Below are 16512 nucleotides of genomic sequence, written 5' to 3'. Positions count from 1 at the left end.
CCTGCGCGAAAGGAACCGCCACTAGATCTGTGTTTGCAATCACCTGTGGTGTGTTTCATAACGCCCTCGTTCATATGAATGAACGAGTCCACTTGCGTTCCTCTGCTTCTCTCTTCTTGCCCTCGGCAAAATTGAAGTAATTATTCTTCTTCAGTTGTAAATGTGCTCTAATTTCACCCCTTTTTTGGGTGCCCTGGTAATATAGCACATTTTATGGACTTGTCAACACCTCTGGCGGCCTATTTTTTTGACGAGGCTAAAATTAGCCCGATTGTACTAACTTCAACCATTGCTTTGACGCAAGCCACTCCATGCAGTATGCTTGCTTATACCTATGTACTTGCTCAATAGATCATTGGGGGAAGTAAAAAATACTGTGGGGGGAATGCTCCGTCATGAAGTACTTTTTCTGGATAGCCTTTGCCGTTTTTCTTGCGGCCTCAATTCCGCATGTCGCCTATTTCTTCGCCTCGTTTGAGCCATCCCAGGGACCAGAAGGCGTCTGGTGGTGGGCGGTCAGCTATGCTATTGCTATCAGTATTGATGTCACTGTGTATCTGCTTTCGTGGACCGCGTTCCAGCGCTATCGCCGTTATCGCACGCCTAAGGCTGTATGGCAGCACTGGCTGCTTATTGTGATGTGTACCGTCTTTTCCTGGGTCGTCAACTGGGCCTATGCCAAGCAGTTTCACAGTACGACCATGTTAAGCGCCGCCGAAAGTACCGCGCCCTGGCTTACCAGCGTCTTCCCGTTTATGGCCAGCGCCTTTCCGCTGCTCGGCATCGTCTATACCATGATGGCCGAAACAGTAACCGAAACCGAAGCCGAAGAAAAGCAGGAAAAGGCCCAGCAACTCAACGCGCTTGCGGAACTGGCGAAACAGACTAATCTGCCCGTGGCTACGCTGCGCCGCGCGCTCACGAGTGGTAGCCGCCTGAATGCGTCGAATATTCTTGCCCTCACCAATCGAGTGCAGCAGAATCCTGCTACCTCTACTTCGCTTACTGCGGGTCCGGTTGAGGCGGATGAAGCTGGTGACGCCGGGCGACCAATCACAGGGAAGGTGGTCGCTATTGGCGGCGTTGAGGAAAATTCAGCCAGCCCTGTAGCCGCGCCTCCTATGAATGGTGTACCCGTTACGGCTGCCGATGGCAATCCCGACAAATTGCAGATGACTATCGAAGCGTTGCGCGCAAACCCTAATATAACTGATGAGGCCCTTGCCGAATACCTGGCTCTCAAACGCCCAGCCAGCGCGCGTTTCTGGCGCCTTAAGGCTATCGAAATTCTCAATGCTCCTGGCCGCGAGACGGGAGGCTATAGCAGCAGAAAAACGACGACTGTGCGCGAGACCGGCTCCTGGCCAGCACCCGCCGGTGTTAGTAATGGCAATGGTAATGGTACCGGCAAATTTTGACTTGACGTCTCGCAAAACGTTATGGTAAACTAGACTGGTGTGGTATAAAACATCACAACACATTACAGATTTGCCAGGTAGTGTTGAATTGACAGAGTCGTCTACCATAACACAATGATTGTCAAACTCTATCTCACTTAGGGAGGGATCAATGCGGGCCATGTTCAGTTATGCAAGCATACTGCACGCCGTTGGTCAAGTGTTAGACCAGGTTGGCGTGAGCAGCTTTGCCATCCACGAGGAAGAGGAAGGTCTCTTCATAGAAGGCTTCAATAGTGACGGCCAGCTTCAGGTACAGATGCGTTACGATGTAGCTAGCCTTTATGATTTGCTTTGTCGAACAGAAAGTCAGCTAGCAGAACAGAGTACAACGGTCGCAGAAGACGAAGGAACCCTCCATCGCTTCCTCGCTGATCATAATCGTGAACTGGTTGGTGCCATCCGCTAATCTGGCTTGCGTCTGCTTGCCTTTGGCTCTCTCCTGAGCCTGCGGAGCGCATTTCAATTATTTCGCCTTCGCTACGCAAAAGAACCGGGGCCACCCCCGGTTTTTATATAATCGGATGGATGTCCGACCGGCATTGTGGAAGGATGGGCAGAGGAGTAGCGAATCCGCTTTGCCGGTCTACTCTCTTTAATCAGCAGTAGTACAATAGAGGAAGTTGTATCTCAGGATTCACTTGTGGGAGCATTGCATAGCCAGCGATTTCCGTAGCAGCGCATACACTCGATCACCTCGACGAGGTCGTGGCCTTTCTCAGTCAATGAGTATTCGACACGCGGCGGCACCTCGGCAAAGGTCTGGCGGATGATCACACCCTCCTCCTCCAGGTAGCGCAGGCGCTCGGAAAGCGTCTTAGGGCTAATGCCATGTAAGGAGCGCTCAAGCTGATTAAAACGTTTGACACCAGAGGCTAAATCGCGGATAATGAGTAGCGTCCATTTCCCACTGATGATGTTGGCAGTGCGCGCAACAGGACAAATTGTATTATCAAGGGAACGTAATGCAGTTGTTGTTAGCTCCATAGCCGTTGTACCTGAAGAGCTATTCATTGGCTCTGACTTGTTTATAAAGGACACCTGTCTATCCAAAGACACTTCACGTCCCTATCTATCTGTATGACAACTATAACATAAGGAAAACGTAAAGTAAAGGCGCAGACCACTCGACTTTACTTCTAAAGTGTGATATGCTCATAGTTACAGGATAGTAGCGAAGAACACGAGAAGCTGTTCATTTCTTCTCTATCCGAGCACCTGAACAATCATACATCTTGGTCTGCGCGGTTTCTCCCTATGAGAGGAGAAGATTGTGCCCGAAGATATTGCTTTATTCATCGATTTTGAGAACATCCGCTATAGTATGCTGAATATCCAGCGGCGCGAGCCCGACCCGCAAGAGTTGATCGCCGTCGCTCGCCGGTATGGGACCGTAATGGTGGCCCGCGCTTATGCGGACTGGTCTCGCCAACCGGAACCATTTAAAGGAAGCCTCACTGCTGCTATGATCGATCGTGTCGATTGCCCGGCAAAGCAGCGCGACCGGATTCGTATGGGAACGGTTCATTATGCTTCCGGTAATCCCCCTACGGGAGCGCTGGGAGGGGTTTCTGAACAAGGTACAGGCAGCTTTGCCACACCTTACCCCCGGCAATGGCCCAGCGGCCCGCTGAGCAATTCCGGCCCTCTACCGGCCATCTCGCCGCAAGGTGCGGCTAACGGCTGGCCCCCTTATCAGGAGCCACCCAGAGATCAGGAGGAGCAGGCTGGTTTTGGCCATCCAGAGCTTGAGGAGCATCTCCTTACAGAAGATAACCTCCTCGAAGAAGGATATGATGTGCCGGACTACCAGCAGCGCGAACCATCGCGCCCGTTTCCCGCCTATCAGAATCCCTATGGACAATCAGTGCCTACCGGTCCTCTTGGCCATACTGGAAGCACCGGTCCTCTAGGATATCCAAATCCCACCCCGGGTCAGCAGACAGGTAATACAGGGCATTTGCCTGCTATCAATGCAGGTAGCTCGAGTACGATTGTACAAAGCACAGTCGTACAAAGCACTGTTGACCTCAATATGTTGATGGATATTATTGAAACCGTCTTTGATCGACCTACCATCTCTACATTCGTCCTGATGACTGGAGATAAAGATTTCACCCGCATTAGTGCCCGATTGAAGCTTCGTCTAAACAAAACTGTGATCGTTGTTGGTATACCAGGAACCGTCAGCCGAGATCTTATAAGCAGCGCCAGCCAGTTTGTGCCATTAGTACCGGGAGGGACTCCGGTAACTGCCGGCCTGACCGGGAATGGTGGCTATAGCCCTTCTATGTCTATGAGCGGCAATACCGGTGCGCTGCCCGCCGTTTCACCTGGGACAGCACCTTCTCAGTACTCGCCTTATCCAATGGATGTGCTGGATCCTCAATTTTTGCAATTTCTTGATTATATCGACCGCAACTGGTCCTGGCGCACGATCATCGGCGTTTCTAACTTTATCGGCGATCCCGTCAATCCCAAGAATCGTTTCCGCGGTCGCCTCACGCGCGAATCGGCCAGGGAGCTTCTGAATAGCTGTGTCCAGCAAGGCATCCTGCTCTTACAAACGGACTCGGCAGGAAATGAGGACCTGCGCCTGAACCGCAGTCACCCCGGCGTCGACGAGGTACTCAAGCAATTTGTGCGCTGAGCATTGTTTGAATAAAGAAAAACTGCATGCATGAAGAGAAACCGGATATTCTACTGGGATGTCCGGTTTCTCTATGAAAACCACTTTTTTGCCTGCGCCTCATCCACCTGCTGCTGGTAGCCACAGAAATTGCAGCGCGAGATATACCGTTTCTTTAATGGAAGAACCGGTATCCAGTAGAGCGTAAACCAGCTTTGCGAGCGCACAACAACGTGGTAACTATTCTGGCGGCACATAGGACAGGTGTATTGTACCTGCCCCAGGACTTTTGTTCGTGGGCGCGTACCGAAAACAATCAAACCGAAAATCATTGCTGTCTATCCTTGCTATTCGTTCCTACCGGATGAAAGTTTAAGTGAGCCAGTATCCATCGCTCATCCAGAGTATATTATCGATCATGTAGGTATTGCCAACCGAGCCTGCCGCCAGGATCAGCGTATTGGGTAGCGGCGTGGCAAGGATATTCCCTGGGCGCTCAAACGTCATAGGGTCGCAGATGATCGCAAAATCCAGCTTCAATAACGGTGAGGCAGTTGTCACATCCTCCATGGCCTTTTCGATACTGACCACATCACGTTCGCCCTTCTCGATCATGCCTTTAGCCATCAGTAATGCCTGGTAGAGCAAAGAGAGAGCCCGTCGCCTGGCAGCAGAGAGACGCTGCGGGTGATTACTGAGCGGCAATCCATCATTATCGCGAATAACCGGCAACAGCCGCATGCGAATATCGAAATTCAAATCGCGAATGACCTGGCGTGACAAAGCGACATGCAGCGCATTTTTGTGGCTATAATAGACGGTATCAGGCCGCACGAGCTGGAATAGTTTCGTCGTAATGGTGGTAATGCCGCGGGCATAGTGTGAGCGATGCGTTTTTTGCAACCATTGTGTTATTGGGCCATTAGGAGTAACATAGGTAGAGAAGTTGGGAGGATAGATATCCTCGGATCGTGGGACAAATACAACGTCTACATGTTCATCATCGAGCAATTGAAGGTCTTGAGAGAGGTTGCGGGGATAGAGGGCAGCGTCTCTGCTGGAATCAAACTGTAATGGGTTGACGAAAATACTGACAACACTGATCTCGCTCTCACGTTGCGCAGCTTGCACCAGCGTCAAATGCCCGGCATGCAGGTGACCCATTGTAGGTACGAAGCCAACTGTTCCACCGGCGAGCCAGCCCCTTGCCGTCTCTGTCATTTCGGACAGGCTTTGAATAATGCGCATGATATCTCCGCGGCATAGATGCACTTCTATATATTATCGAGTATTGTAGTGTCCATAACGGTTCGCGTCAACAGAAGTAACTATGGTATACTACCTGGACGTGATACCATCCCACCCATTTTGTCCGGCGGGGCAGTGGTCAATCTCACCCTGGCGGGCAAGACGAAAAAGTAGGAGGGTTCGATGCAGAAAACAGTAGGTCGTCTGGTAGCGGCGCTGATCCGCTTGCTTGGTTTCAGTATGCTGGCTACAGCTATCGTTGCGGCGGTGGTCGCATTGCGTCATGTGCTGGATACACCTCAACAACTGGAAAGCGAACTGCCAGGCGAAGATCGTATGTATCGTTGGAGGCAGGAGCATATCTTCTATAAAGCACTGGGAGCAGCGAATGCTCCCCCTTTGCTTTTGTTACATACGCTGGAAGTTGGCGCTTCGGCCTACGAAATGCGACGTATCATGGCGCTCCTGGCCCCATACTATCGTGTATACGCGCCTGATTTGCTGGGGTTCGGCCTCTCAGATCATCCCCGGCTAGCATATTCCCCTGAGACATACATCGCCCTCTGTCGCGATTTCCTGATAGATATAGTGGGGCAGCCGGCAACTATTGTTGCGAGCGGGGTGAGTTGTAACTTCGCGGTGACGATAGCGGCAACCTCTCCGTCGTTATGTGAGCGCCTGGTGCTGATCTCACCGGTAGCGCTGTTCGGGGACGAGCAAATGCCGGCATTGATAGCCAATCTTATCGATGCTCCGGCAGTGAAGTTGCTCGCGTATTCCTTGCTCAGTACCCGGCCCGTGCTTCGCTATCTCAGAGGGCGCCAGCATGCTTTTACCAGAGATGCCGGTCTTGACCATTACTATGCCGCCGCCCATCAGCTAGGCGCGGAACACGCGCCAATGGCATTGTTGGCAGGAAGATTGGCGTATAATGCAAGCGGGCAGCTTGAAAAGTTGACGCAGCCCACCTTGATCATCTGGGGTGTCTCTGCGTTGAACGGTTCGCGGTATATTGCCGGTCCGCAAGGTAGATCAGGGCATGTGCAGGTTGAACTGCTTCACGATGCCGGTCTTGCCGTACATGAGGAACTGCCGGACCCGGTAGCCACAGCCATCCTGCGCTGGAGCCAGCAAGGACAGCAACAAGAAGCAATAAGCGATAGCGCGCCGGTTCCTGCGCAGGAGCAGGCGGAGAAATCCAGTCTTGCGGAGACACAAAAAGTGGAGCCTGACGAGCAAGAGGAACAATTCGTAGAGGTACCTGCCGCTCCCTCAACAGTGGAAGAATCACAGCCATCCTCTGAGCCTGGGCCAGCAGAATCTGCGGAACAAGAGGAAACCGGTGACCTTTTGCCGCAGGATCAGGAGCCAGAATCGGAACCGGAACAGGAGACCGATGAGCAAGCACAGGCGGATAGCCTGGTGGTCGAGGCATATTGTGTCAAATGCAAGCAGAAAAGAACGGTACAGGATGCGCATGAAGTGACCATGAAGAATGGCAGGACTGCGATACGCGGGAAATGCCCCGTTTGTGGCACAGGTCTGTTTCGTATTGGCAAGACGGCATGAGATTCTTCGCTGCGCTCAGAATGACAGGCCCCGGACACAGCCAGGTATATCCGGGGCCTGTCATTCTGAGCGCAGCGAAGAATCTCTCGCACACTTCCAGATAATTACCTGCCTGTAACACTTGACGTTCGCTAGTACAGGCCGTATAATCTCCTTCATGTCTGCAAGGAATGCCTTTTCATAAAGGTGATCCGGTTGGCCATGGCGGTCACCTTTACACGATATATTTGCCCAGGAGCGTAAGCTCCCAGACAGGGGAGTGGGGAATCGATATATTCTCCCACGCCTTTGTTATCTTTGTTGTACTGTCATTTACGGAGTATGAGGGCCGCCATGCCGGCCCGGTGATGTTCTCCCGTTTCCCCTCAAAAGTAGAGAGGAGTTTTCAATGAGTATTGGTGGACAGAGTGATGCAAGGTCCGAACAGCGTGTCTATCGCCTGACCCCTGAAGGCTACGCTAAAATGCAGGAGCGCCTGGAATACCTGCGCACCGTCAAACGTAAAGAGATAGCCGATTATATCCACGAGGCGAAAGAGGCCGGCGATATCAGTGAAAGCAGCGCTTATGAAGACGCAAAAAACGAACAGGCAAAACTGGAAGGCCAGATTCTAGAGTTGGAGCGCTTGCTTTCCGTCGCCGAAGTCATGACCGCCGATATGCATGATGCCGTCGACGGCCCTCCCGTCGTGCGAATCGGCATGCAGGTAGAAGTCGAAACGAGTTCTGGCGCGACTCGACTCTTCAAAATCGTTGAGACGTTTGAAGCCGATCCCAAGGCCGGCCTCATTTCCGATCAATCGCCCGTTGGCAAAGCCCTGATGGGGCATAAAGAAGGAGATCAGGTCAGTGTATCCACGCCCGGCGGCGTGACTACCTATACCATTCGTTCGGTTCGCCCGATGCTGTAATATGCTCTTTAGAAGGTGTTCGCGTAACCAGGACGACTGCAAGGGTGCGCCCCTACCCTACACGCACTGTGTAGGGTAGGGGCGCACCCTTGCAGTCGTCCTGGTTTCTGCTACGCGGTTTTATGCAGTCGCTCTTGATTCAGACAACAAACTCGCCATTTTTGCAGAATAACTCGCCGTCGACGCGAATTTCACTTCCGGTTCGTAAATCGCACACCATATCCCAGTGTAAAGCAGATTGATTGACACCGCCGGTTTCAGGGAGACTCGCGCCCAGAGCGAGATGAACTGTACCACCCATCTTTTCATCGAACAGCGTATTTTTGATGCAGCGGTCCACATTGCGATTGTTGCCAAATGCAAACTCACCCAGGCGCCTCGCTCCTTCGTCCAGACTGAGCATTTTATCCAGGAAATCTTGACCCTGTGCGGCGCTGGCTTCTACCACCACACCATGCTCGAAGCGCAGCCGCACATCTTCTACTGAGCGAGCGGCAAAAGTGGCCGGGAAGCTATAACGGATGTAGCCGTTGGCGGAGTCTTCAACCGGCCCGGTATAGAACTCGCCACCTGGGAAGTTGTACTGGCCATCATCGTTGATAAAAATGCGCCCGGCGACCGAAAAGCTTAGATTGGTATCCTGCCCGCGCAGGTGGATGGTATGTTTGCCCCGAAGCCATTGTACCAGGCGTTCCTGCTGCTGCGAGAGTTCTTTCCAGCGTGCTGCCGGATCGGCATCATCCAGGAAACATGCATGGTACACAAAATCCTCGAAATCAGTCAAGGACATATTCGCGTCCTGGGCCTGTGCATCGGTAGGGAACAGCGCGATGCACCAGCGCAATGAACCGTTTGCCGCGCGTTGCAAGTAGGTCGTGACGAGGTCGCGCACAGCATTCTGCGCTACAGCCATGCGCTCAGGACTCACGCCGCTCAACTCTTTTGTATTCGAAGCGGCCATGATTTGTAGTTGCGCCTCATATTCCTCGATAATCATGCGCCGCTGGGCCGGAATATACGCCAGTTGTTCATCAGAACCCTCTTTCAGGTATATTTCTCTCACGCCAGGCATACTGATGATGGTCTCAGGATAGGCGCCGGCATGCAGGGCCTCGCGCACGACTTCCCGCACCAGTGGAGCCGCCAGCGGGCCTGTTTCAATCGCAAAGCGATCGCCTTTCTTGAGGCCTAATGAATAGCGCACTAACACCTGCGCCAGGCGTTGTAAACGAATATCAGCCATAAAAGTTCCTCCATGATTATTGTTCTATCTCAGGCTCCGGTTTGATATGCGCCGGAATGCCGAGCCAGCCAACGACACCGCCGAGCGCGAACAACGTCCCACCCACAGCAAAGATGATGTTGACGCCGATAAACTGCGCAAAGTATCCTGCCAACGCGATGGACAGCAGGCTCATGCCATACATCGCCGTTTCAAGTACCGACTGCACCCGGCCCATCAGCATGCGCGGCGTTGCCTGCATCAGCAGCGGACCCGCGCCAACTTCGATTCCTCCCTGTGGAATGCTCATCACGAAAATGATGATAAGCGCTGTCACGATCCAGGTTTGTAATGAATAGAGAATAATGCCGACTCCCAGCAAAAAGACGCTCCCCGTCAGGATCATCCTGGGCGTCGCCCTTTTTGAAACGATGCCTGCTAGAATTGCTCCTATCAGCGTGCCCAGCCCGGCCAGCGCCGTCAGCGGGCCATAATAGGAAGCGCTGGTATGCAGGTTGCGCGTCACGAAGATGATATCCAGGGCGTTCAGCGCTCCCGCTCCAAGCATCACGATAGCCGCCAGAATGATGACAATGAAAAGCGTGCGGCTCTTTGCCACGTATTTAAAGCCATCGAACAGCTCAGAGATAACTGCCTGCATGCCGCTTGACGGGCGTCGTTTTGTATGCAAGAGCGCGGGTTGCATGGCTTCTCGCGAAACCTGCATGGCGATCAAGCACGAGGCGGAGACCAGAAAAGAGAACGCATCGATCAGGCTACCTATGAATGGCCCTACGATGAAGTAGAGTGGCGCGGCGATGGCCGGGCCAACGATAAAGGCGAGCGCGAACGTTGTCTGCGAAATAGATATAGCCTGGGTACGCTGCTCTTCGGGCACAATCACCTGGATCACCCCTGCTCGCGCGGGCATAAAGAAGCGCGAAAAGCCTGAAACCAGGAAAATGCTGCTATAAATGGCCGGTAAACGCAAAAAAGACGGCACGACGAATGGCAACAGGACGACAACTGCCCGCACTACATCTGCCACAATCATTGTGCGCCGCCGATTCCAGCGATCAACAAAAACACCAGCGATAGGACCAAGCAGGAAGATTGGCGCGTACTGCGCGATCCACACTCCGCTGACAGCTGCCGCTGAATGCGTCAGAACGAACACCCAGACCAGCAGTGTGGTGCTATAGACGAAATCGCCCATATTGGAGATCGCCTGGCCAATGGCAAGCAGCGTAAAATTGCGATTGATGAACAATCCCCTGCTTTTTACCGCGGGAGTTGTATCAGTAGTCTCGCCCAGAGGCCCGGTTGGCGTTTGCGCAGGCATAACATCCTCCTGAAAGAAAGGTAGGATCAGGTTATCGGTTTTAACAAATTTGATCAGGCAACCTTACAAAGCCGATTTATCGGCCCTACGTCCATGAGCAGATTATTTTGTCAAAGTCGATTATCTCGTCCTCGCTGCCTCAACTTTTTTCATTAAGACTTCACGCACTCCAGCCGGGGCAATCAGCTTACCGACCAGGTGAAAGTAATCGACGGCCTGGTCTACCAGGTCGGCGGTCACGTCATCGGCAAATTGACAGACGCCCACCACTTTGATGCGTAAATGTTTCCCCTGTACTGCCGCCTTCACCAGGTCGGCCCGACTGAACACCGCCGTTCCCACCGCCCATGTGATCTCTAACTTCGATTCTGCCGGCGCCGCATCTAAAATGGGGGTCGAACTAAGCTGCGGGTAGACAAGTATCGCACTTACCAGTTCTCGTTCCCCCTCGATGCCGCGCCGGACTTCATACGGCTTAAGCATCTCAAAAATCTGCTTGCCGAGCTGCTCCTGTTCCTGGAGTGTCATATATAAGTGCGCGACACCCAGACCTATTCCTGGTTTGCTCTCTTTTTGTTGTATGGCTCGCCTCAGTGCGCGTTGAAAACCATCCTTGATTTGATTGAGAAAATTGCTCGTTGCGCCGAGGGCCTCGTCGGGAGGCGCGGAAAGGATTGATTTCTCTACTGTGAACTCGCGCGCTATGGGCTGGTAATATTTTTCGAGGATGCCGCCCTTTTCCCGTGTTTCCACCAACCGCAGCAAGCCTGCCTTCTCCAATTCGCGCACGTGATAGTGAATTTTAGCTGGAGCCTCACCCAGCTCCTCGCCGATTTGCGTCACCGTCATGGGCCGCTTCAGCAGCAGATCGATAATGCGCACGCGCAGCATATCAGAGATAGCGCGTAATTGTTCGATATTCTCGATTTCGTAGGATTCCAGCATCGAACTTTTCCTATCGATTAAAATTTTTTGATCGTGTGAAAATAATAAATCGTTTAAGTGATTTTGTCAAGGGTTAGGAGGTTTCCCTAATCGACTTTCTCCGCCCTGTCCACATTACGTGTCGGGAATAAGAGGCGCAGGCGCAGTACCCGCTCGCGATGGCGCTCCTCCTCCAGACTGCGTGCCCTCGCTTTGAGCAGGTCATTGAGCGAAACGATGCCCACCAGCTTGCGCGGGTCATCGCGCTCAACGACAGGAAAACGCGTATAGCCCGTATCGGCCATGCGGTACACCACGACCCGCAATGGCTCGTCGGCGTAGGCCACGATGGGATACTGGTTGATTACATCGGCAAGCCTCTGGGCGCGGCCATCCCCATTCCCAGGGTCGCCTTCGGTGGCCCTGGAGACAAGCTCTTGCAAATCACGCCGCGTCACGACGCCAACCAGGTGTTCCTCGGCATCTAATACCGGGTAGAGGTGCTGTATGCGGCCCATGCTCCTGCCACCGCTTTCTTTGTTTATGGTAACAGGAGGCGCGGGGGCAAGCGCTTTGGCCTCCTCCTGCGTGATGCTGGTTCCTCCTCCATTCGGGCTGACAGGCGCCGTTATGGGACTCTTATTCACTAATTTGACCAGGTCTTGCAGCGACATTTTGTCCGAGAGCGCAACAATATTCGTTCGCATGACCTCGCGTACAAAGATGATCTCCAGCGGGTCGGTCGAATATTCGCGGGACAAATGATACCCGCGCCGGCTGACCTTTTCGGTCAAGATCGAGCGTCGCATGACAAGGACAGTGAAGCCATGCGCGATCACCACGGCGATTAACAGGGGCAACAGCATATTCACGTCGTGGGTCAGCTCGAGGGCAAAGATGATGCCGGTAAAGGGAGAACGCATCGTGCCGCCGAGGATGGCTCCCATGCTCACCAGCGGCCAGAACCCTAACCCCTCGTTCGGCAAGAAAAAGGCTTCAAGTCCACCAAGCGCGCCTCCCATCATCAGCAGCGGCGCCAGGACACCGCCGGAAGTGCCCGAACCCAACGATACTGACCAGATGATCGACTTGACAATCAGGATGCCCAGGATCAACTCGACTGTCCCCTTGCCTGCCAGCAGTGTGCCGATCATGTCATAGCCAACGCCCAGGGCCTGCGGAAAAATCAGGCCGCCGATTCCAACTACCACTCCGCCGATAGCAGGCCACCACATCCAATGGATGGGCAGCAGGCGAAACGCGTCTTCCGCGGCATAAACGGCCACCGTCAAGAGCGCCGAGAGAGCACCGGCAAGCAGCCCCACCACCACACAGCCAAGCAGACCACCCGGACCGATAAACGCCGGATGAGGCGGCGTTGGGAAGAGCGGACCCATGCCGATGATATAGCGCCGCATTGCCGCAGCCGCAGCGCTGGCCAGCGCTACCGGTATAAGGCTGCGCGGCTTCCACTCGAAGAGCAGTAGTTCGACGGCCAGCAGAACCGCCGCTACCGGTGACGCGAATGTGGCGGACATGCCCCCGGCTGCACCGGCCACAAGCAGCGTCCTGCGTTCGGTACTCGAAAGCTGGAAAAACTGGGCGATCAATGAACCGAATGCTCCGCCGGTCATGATGATCGGGCCTTCGGCTCCAAATGGTCCGCCGGTGCCAATTGACAGCGCGGAAGATAAGGGTTTCCAGAAAGCCACCTTCGGTTCTACGCGGCTGCCATTGATGAGGATGGCTTCAATGGCTTCGGGGATGCCGTGACCGCGAATGCGTTCAGACCCGTAGCGCGCGATCAATCCAATGATGAGCGCTCCGATGACGGGCACCAGGATCACTAAAACGCCCAGATGGTTGCCTGCGGGCGAGACCAGGGCAAACCCCAGGCGCTGGAAGAAAAAGAGATTGGTAAAAAAGCCGATCAATCTGAGGAGAATAAGCGCCACGAAGGCGCTGATCAGGCCGATAATAATTGCAAGCAAAGAGATAACAATCATGCGCGGCGTGGCAGTAAAATCACCTAATTTACCGAGCGCCTCGTGATTGCCCAGATTGCTGATGCCTTTCACAAATTTATGCCAGATATCTGGAAGCAAGATACCTATTCCTCCTTTGCTTGTCAGCTTTCAGTATCAATAAGCCTGTTGAGCGCCTGGACCAGCGTTGGCCCCGTCGTCTGAAGTTCAGTATGATGCAGCAGCGAGAGCTTACGCAGTACGCCTTCGCCTGCAGGGGTGAGCTGAATGATGACGCGGCGCTGATCCTCTTCGTCGCGATGGCGTTGGATGAAATGATGTTCTACCATGCGATCAATCAGCTCAACCGTGCTGTGATGCTGAATTTGTAACCGTTCGGCCAGCTCGCCAATAGTGGCTTTCCTGCCCTCCGGCAGTCCTTTGAGCGCGAGCAGCAATTGATGCTGCTGCGGCTCCAGTCCTGTCTCACGAGCAACCTGTTCGCTGAAATGCAAAAAACGCCGGATTTGATAACGAAATTCGGCCAGAGCTTGATATTCATTCATTGTCAGTTCGTCTCTTGATTTCATAGATTGTTTTGCCTTTGTGTCGTATTACGATATAAAATACCAGAAATAGCAGTACATTGTCAAGGCAGAAAGGCAAGGCTTCTAAGCTCCCCCAGCAAAAAGGCCAGGTAGTCTTTCTTTCTCTGCTCCATATCCTCCTCTGGGAAGATCGGCGCTTTTCCTGATTTTTTTCATGATATGACGTTGAAATTGAGCTATATGAGCGAAGTATTCAATCCGCTGCTCTTTTCTGAATGGGAGTTCCATGCCACTTTCGAGCGGCATGTTGAGTCAATTGTAACACGAATAGAGTCAGCACCTGTTGACACAAACCTCTGGCACCGGTAATATAGAGGCACGCCGTAAACAGGTGAACCAGACGAAGGAACCCCTGATGAATTACCCACACATTGCATGCATGGGCGGCGAGGAGTGATGTTTCACATGTTAACCTATGAAGACCTGACGACTTTTTTCCTGAATGCGGCGGCCAAACTTGAGCTTGTCACCCATCCTGAGCATTGGATGAATGCGCGTTCGCTCGAGCGCGAATTTGCCTGCACCTGCCATACCGGAAGCTGCGAAGGCTCGGAAAACCGCAGCTCCTGCACCATTTCCTTTACCTGGAGTACGATGGATACCGCGCTTTCACAGGAAGGCCCGGTTGGGATTTGCGATTTTTTCCACGAGCCTGATGAACATTGTCCCCATTTGCACACCAGTGATATTCCACCCCTGGTACTTGACCTGGCCTACAGCACGCCGCTGCATTCCACCTCGGTGGTCTCGCCGTCTCTGGCCGACCTGACGCAGATGCTCAAGCTGCGTGCCAGCGAGAACAGCAGCCGCGCGAACGAGACGCGCCCCGGCGTGACGCTGGCAATGCAAGATAACCGCCTGTTGCCGGAGGCGCTAACGCTGCAACAGCGTGTAGAACTGCCGATCTGGCATCCCGATGGACTGCGCGGCCTGCACGATGATGGCCGTCATCGCGAAGAACACATCATTATGCGCCGTCACGACGATGACGACGATCCTGACGACCCGGGCGAAATTATGGCCGATAATCCTCGCCCTGAAGAGTGGTTGCCCCAGGTACTGCTGGAGGTCTGCCAGGATATTACCCAGGTGTTGGAAGCGCTCGATACAATCAGCTCTCAGGAGAGATAGGTCTACCCTACAAGCTCGGCAAATAAAAGAGGATGATCCGAGATGCTTCGGCTCACTCACTCAGAAAGACAGGCCCCGGACTGGTCCGGGGCCTGTCTTTCTGAGTGAGTGAGCCGAAGCCCTGAGGAACAAAAGGGAAGAATCTCAAGTCCCCCTCTTTTTTGTTATGCATTGAATGCTTTACTGACCGCCCGCCGCTGCATGTAGGATACTTAAGATGAACGATGCCGCTACTATTGCGCATAGCAGACCAAGCACGAGTATTACAGCATAGGGTATCAGCACCACCGCCGCTGCCTTGCCGGTGGTCAGACGATGTGTCGCCTTGATCTGGAAGATGTTCAAGACAACCTCATAAATGAACAGGGCAAGACTGAATATACCCGTCAAAAAGAAACCTGCGACCGGAATGAAGCCGAAGAGTGCGGTAACGACATAGCCAATGATATCGGTTGGTACTTTGTAAAGGAGTTGCGTATAGCTCTGCTGTAAGAATGTCCCTTGCCCATTAAAGGCCTTAGCAATCACAAACTGGATGCCAACACCGATAAAGAAGAACAGAGGGATAAAGATGATCCTTAAAAATGCGGAGCCGGCAGAAGTGGCTACGGTAAGCCCGGCAAGTGATCCACTCAGGCTGGACGAACCTGTAACCGCGCCTATCGTCGCGGACCCGATCAGGCCGGTTATCAACCCGATGACTACACCTACGACAATCAGAATGCCGAGTTGGATCCAGACCATTGCCCAGTCAGCCTTTGGCATTTCAGCTGCGAAGGTTGCATCTGATGGATGGGTGATGACATTCATATACTGGTTGGGGAGTTCCTTGATGGATTGATCGACTGGCCGCGCCGCCACTGGTTGTGGTTGAGGAGCAGCGTAGCCATAGGTGCCGCCCTGCTGATACCCGCCTGGATTGGCGTAGGGATTCTGCGGAGGTGGGTTGTAGCCTGGAGGTGGAGTGCCATAAGGATTTTGTTGCTGCGCGCTCGGGTCATAAGAACCGGAGTTTGGTTGCGACGCGCCATACGGATTCTGCTGGCCCCCATATCCCGAATAGGGGTCTTGCCCTTGCTCGCCGCCCGGCTGGGCGCGTTGTGTTGGATCCCAACTCATGTAATTTCTCCTTTAATGAAACAACGACAAAGTTCAGTCTGGCCATACATTCAAGGTACAGGCATTCCTGGCAGGTATCTAAATACTTCTGCCAACTGAGCCTTTAACGGGCTGATTATAACATATCTTTAGAAAAGCGTCTACTTTTAAACCGGAAAATTCTTCACAAGAATTGAAAAACCCACAATTTTACAAAACCTGTGACCTTTTCATAAAGAAGTAGAAAGACCCATCCGTATATATTTTTCCCATTCGGAAGATATACTGTATACAAACCGAACGTTTCCATGTATACTACGTTGTACCCTTGAAGTTGCACAAGGAGCAAGTGTTGCGCGCCCCTTGTGGGCAATTCGAAGGTGATAGTAAAAAAAACTGCCTTGAACTCG

General features: G+C 53.1%; 16 protein-coding genes. 7 read left to right on the top strand and 9 right to left on the bottom strand.

Annotation, left to right across the window (positions count from 1 at the left end; genetic code table 11):
* The first annotated feature begins 395 nt into the window (after nucleotides 1-395).
* Together VFA09_06225 and VFA09_06220 are read left to right on the top strand one after the other, a co-directional pair.
* Nucleotides 396-1418 (top strand): hypothetical protein, encoded by a 1023-nt coding sequence (locus tag VFA09_06225; protein HZU66856.1) that lies wholly within the window; start codon nucleotides 396-398, stop codon nucleotides 1416-1418.
* A gap of 151 nt (nucleotides 1419-1569) precedes the next feature.
* On the top strand, nucleotides 1570-1866 hold the full coding sequence (locus tag VFA09_06220; protein ID HZU66855.1) for a hypothetical protein: 297 nt from the start codon (nucleotides 1570-1572) through the stop codon (nucleotides 1864-1866).
* A gap of 221 nt (nucleotides 1867-2087) precedes the next feature.
* On the opposite strand, the gene VFA09_06215 is transcribed toward VFA09_06220, so the two are convergent.
* Nucleotides 2088-2444 (bottom strand): helix-turn-helix domain-containing protein, encoded by a 357-nt coding sequence (locus tag VFA09_06215; protein HZU66854.1) that lies wholly within the window; start codon nucleotides 2442-2444, stop codon nucleotides 2088-2090.
* 286 nt (nucleotides 2445-2730) lie between these two features.
* Here VFA09_06215 and VFA09_06210 point away from each other — a divergent pair, with 286 nt between their 5' ends.
* Complete coding sequence (locus tag VFA09_06210; GenBank protein HZU66853.1) at nucleotides 2731-4107, top strand: NYN domain-containing protein; 1377 nt, start codon at nucleotides 2731-2733, stop codon at nucleotides 4105-4107.
* Between the two features lie 71 nt (nucleotides 4108-4178).
* On the opposite strand, the gene VFA09_06205 is transcribed toward VFA09_06210, so the two are convergent.
* Nucleotides 4179-4418, bottom strand: a complete 240-nt coding sequence (locus VFA09_06205) for a zinc-ribbon domain-containing protein (protein HZU66852.1) — start codon at nucleotides 4416-4418, stop codon at nucleotides 4179-4181.
* Nucleotides 4419-4458: 40 nt separating this feature from the next.
* Nucleotides 4459-5334: a pantoate--beta-alanine ligase gene (gene panC, locus VFA09_06200; GenBank protein HZU66851.1), complete on the bottom strand. Its 876-nt coding sequence runs from the start codon at nucleotides 5332-5334 to the stop codon at nucleotides 4459-4461.
* A gap of 48 nt (nucleotides 5335-5382) precedes the next feature.
* Between panC and VFA09_06195 the strand changes: the two genes are divergently transcribed.
* From VFA09_06195 to greA, 3 genes are all read left to right on the top strand, one after another.
* Nucleotides 5383-5508, top strand: a complete 126-nt coding sequence (locus VFA09_06195) for a hypothetical protein (protein HZU66850.1) — start codon at nucleotides 5383-5385, stop codon at nucleotides 5506-5508.
* Between the two features lie 9 nt (nucleotides 5509-5517).
* Nucleotides 5518-6903: an alpha/beta fold hydrolase gene (locus VFA09_06190; protein ID HZU66849.1), complete on the top strand. Its 1386-nt coding sequence runs from the start codon at nucleotides 5518-5520 to the stop codon at nucleotides 6901-6903.
* Nucleotides 6904-7291: 388 nt separating this feature from the next.
* Nucleotides 7292-7813 carry a transcription elongation factor GreA gene (gene greA / locus VFA09_06185; GenBank protein HZU66848.1) on the top strand — a complete coding sequence of 174 codons (522 nt, stop codon included), beginning with the start codon at nucleotides 7292-7294 and terminating at the stop codon, nucleotides 7811-7813.
* Nucleotides 7814-7952: 139 nt separating this feature from the next.
* On the opposite strand, the gene VFA09_06180 is transcribed toward greA, so the two are convergent.
* The 5 genes from VFA09_06180 to VFA09_06160 all read right to left on the bottom strand — a co-directional run bounded on the left by VFA09_06180 (nucleotide 7953) and on the right by VFA09_06160 (nucleotide 13855).
* On the bottom strand, nucleotides 7953-9056 hold the full coding sequence (locus tag VFA09_06180; GenBank protein HZU66847.1) for an aminopeptidase: 1104 nt from the start codon (nucleotides 9054-9056) through the stop codon (nucleotides 7953-7955).
* A 16-nt stretch (nucleotides 9057-9072) separates the two neighbouring features.
* Complete coding sequence (locus tag VFA09_06175; GenBank protein HZU66846.1) at nucleotides 9073-10377, bottom strand: MFS transporter; 1305 nt, start codon at nucleotides 10375-10377, stop codon at nucleotides 9073-9075.
* Between the two features lie 120 nt (nucleotides 10378-10497).
* A complete protein-coding gene (locus VFA09_06170; protein HZU66845.1) occupies nucleotides 10498-11322 on the bottom strand; it encodes a helix-turn-helix domain-containing protein in 825 nt (274 codons plus the stop codon).
* Nucleotides 11323-11408: 86 nt separating this feature from the next.
* Nucleotides 11409-13406 (bottom strand): chloride channel protein, encoded by a 1998-nt coding sequence (locus VFA09_06165; GenBank protein ID HZU66844.1) that lies wholly within the window; start codon nucleotides 13404-13406, stop codon nucleotides 11409-11411.
* Between the two features lie 23 nt (nucleotides 13407-13429).
* A complete protein-coding gene (locus tag VFA09_06160) occupies nucleotides 13430-13855 on the bottom strand; it encodes a MarR family transcriptional regulator (GenBank protein HZU66843.1) in 426 nt (141 codons plus the stop codon).
* A 423-nt stretch (nucleotides 13856-14278) separates the two neighbouring features.
* Here VFA09_06160 and VFA09_06155 point away from each other — a divergent pair, with 423 nt between their 5' ends.
* A complete protein-coding gene (locus tag VFA09_06155; protein HZU66842.1) occupies nucleotides 14279-15004 on the top strand; it encodes a hypothetical protein in 726 nt (241 codons plus the stop codon).
* Nucleotides 15005-15184: 180 nt separating this feature from the next.
* On the opposite strand, the gene VFA09_06150 is transcribed toward VFA09_06155, so the two are convergent.
* The gene (locus VFA09_06150; GenBank protein HZU66841.1) at nucleotides 15185-16123 is read right to left on the bottom strand and encodes a Yip1 family protein; all 939 of its coding nucleotides are present in this window, start codon (nucleotides 16121-16123) and stop codon (nucleotides 15185-15187) included.
* Between the last annotated feature and the right edge of the window lie 389 nt (nucleotides 16124-16512).

The sequence above is a fragment of the Ktedonobacteraceae bacterium genome, assembly GCA_035653615.1.
GTDB lineage: Bacteria > Chloroflexota > Ktedonobacteria > Ktedonobacterales > Ktedonobacteraceae > DASRBN01.
The sequence above is the reverse complement of the archived record's forward strand: the minus strand, read 5'-3'. Positions and strand labels throughout refer to the sequence as shown.

What these genes read in the sequence shown, in the direction of transcription:
- VFA09_06225 (HZU66856.1), top strand. Translation starts at nt 396, where the DNA reads ATGAAGTACTTTTTCTGGATAGCCTTTGCCGTTTTTCTTGCGGCCTCA.
- VFA09_06220 (HZU66855.1), top strand. Translation starts at nt 1,570, where the DNA reads ATGCGGGCCATGTTCAGTTATGCAAGCATACTGCACGCCGTTGGTCAA.
- VFA09_06215 (HZU66854.1), bottom strand. Translation starts at nt 2,444, where the DNA reads ATGGAGCTAACAACAACTGCATTACGTTCCCTTGATAATACAATTTGT.
- VFA09_06205 (HZU66852.1), bottom strand. Translation starts at nt 4,418, where the DNA reads ATGATTTTCGGTTTGATTGTTTTCGGTACGCGCCCACGAACAAAAGTC.
- panC (HZU66851.1), bottom strand. Translation starts at nt 5,334, where the DNA reads ATGCGCATTATTCAAAGCCTGTCCGAAATGACAGAGACGGCAAGGGGC.
- VFA09_06190 (HZU66849.1), top strand. Translation starts at nt 5,518, where the DNA reads ATGCAGAAAACAGTAGGTCGTCTGGTAGCGGCGCTGATCCGCTTGCTT.
- greA (HZU66848.1), top strand. Translation starts at nt 7,292, where the DNA reads ATGAGTATTGGTGGACAGAGTGATGCAAGGTCCGAACAGCGTGTCTAT.
- VFA09_06180 (HZU66847.1), bottom strand. Translation starts at nt 9,056, where the DNA reads ATGGCTGATATTCGTTTACAACGCCTGGCGCAGGTGTTAGTGCGCTAT.
- VFA09_06175 (HZU66846.1), bottom strand. Translation starts at nt 10,377, where the DNA reads ATGCCTGCGCAAACGCCAACCGGGCCTCTGGGCGAGACTACTGATACA.
- VFA09_06170 (HZU66845.1), bottom strand. Translation starts at nt 11,322, where the DNA reads ATGCTGGAATCCTACGAAATCGAGAATATCGAACAATTACGCGCTATC.
- VFA09_06160 (HZU66843.1), bottom strand. Translation starts at nt 13,855, where the DNA reads ATGAAATCAAGAGACGAACTGACAATGAATGAATATCAAGCTCTGGCC.
- VFA09_06155 (HZU66842.1), top strand. Translation starts at nt 14,279, where the DNA reads ATGTTAACCTATGAAGACCTGACGACTTTTTTCCTGAATGCGGCGGCC.
- VFA09_06150 (HZU66841.1), bottom strand. Translation starts at nt 16,123, where the DNA reads ATGAGTTGGGATCCAACACAACGCGCCCAGCCGGGCGGCGAGCAAGGG.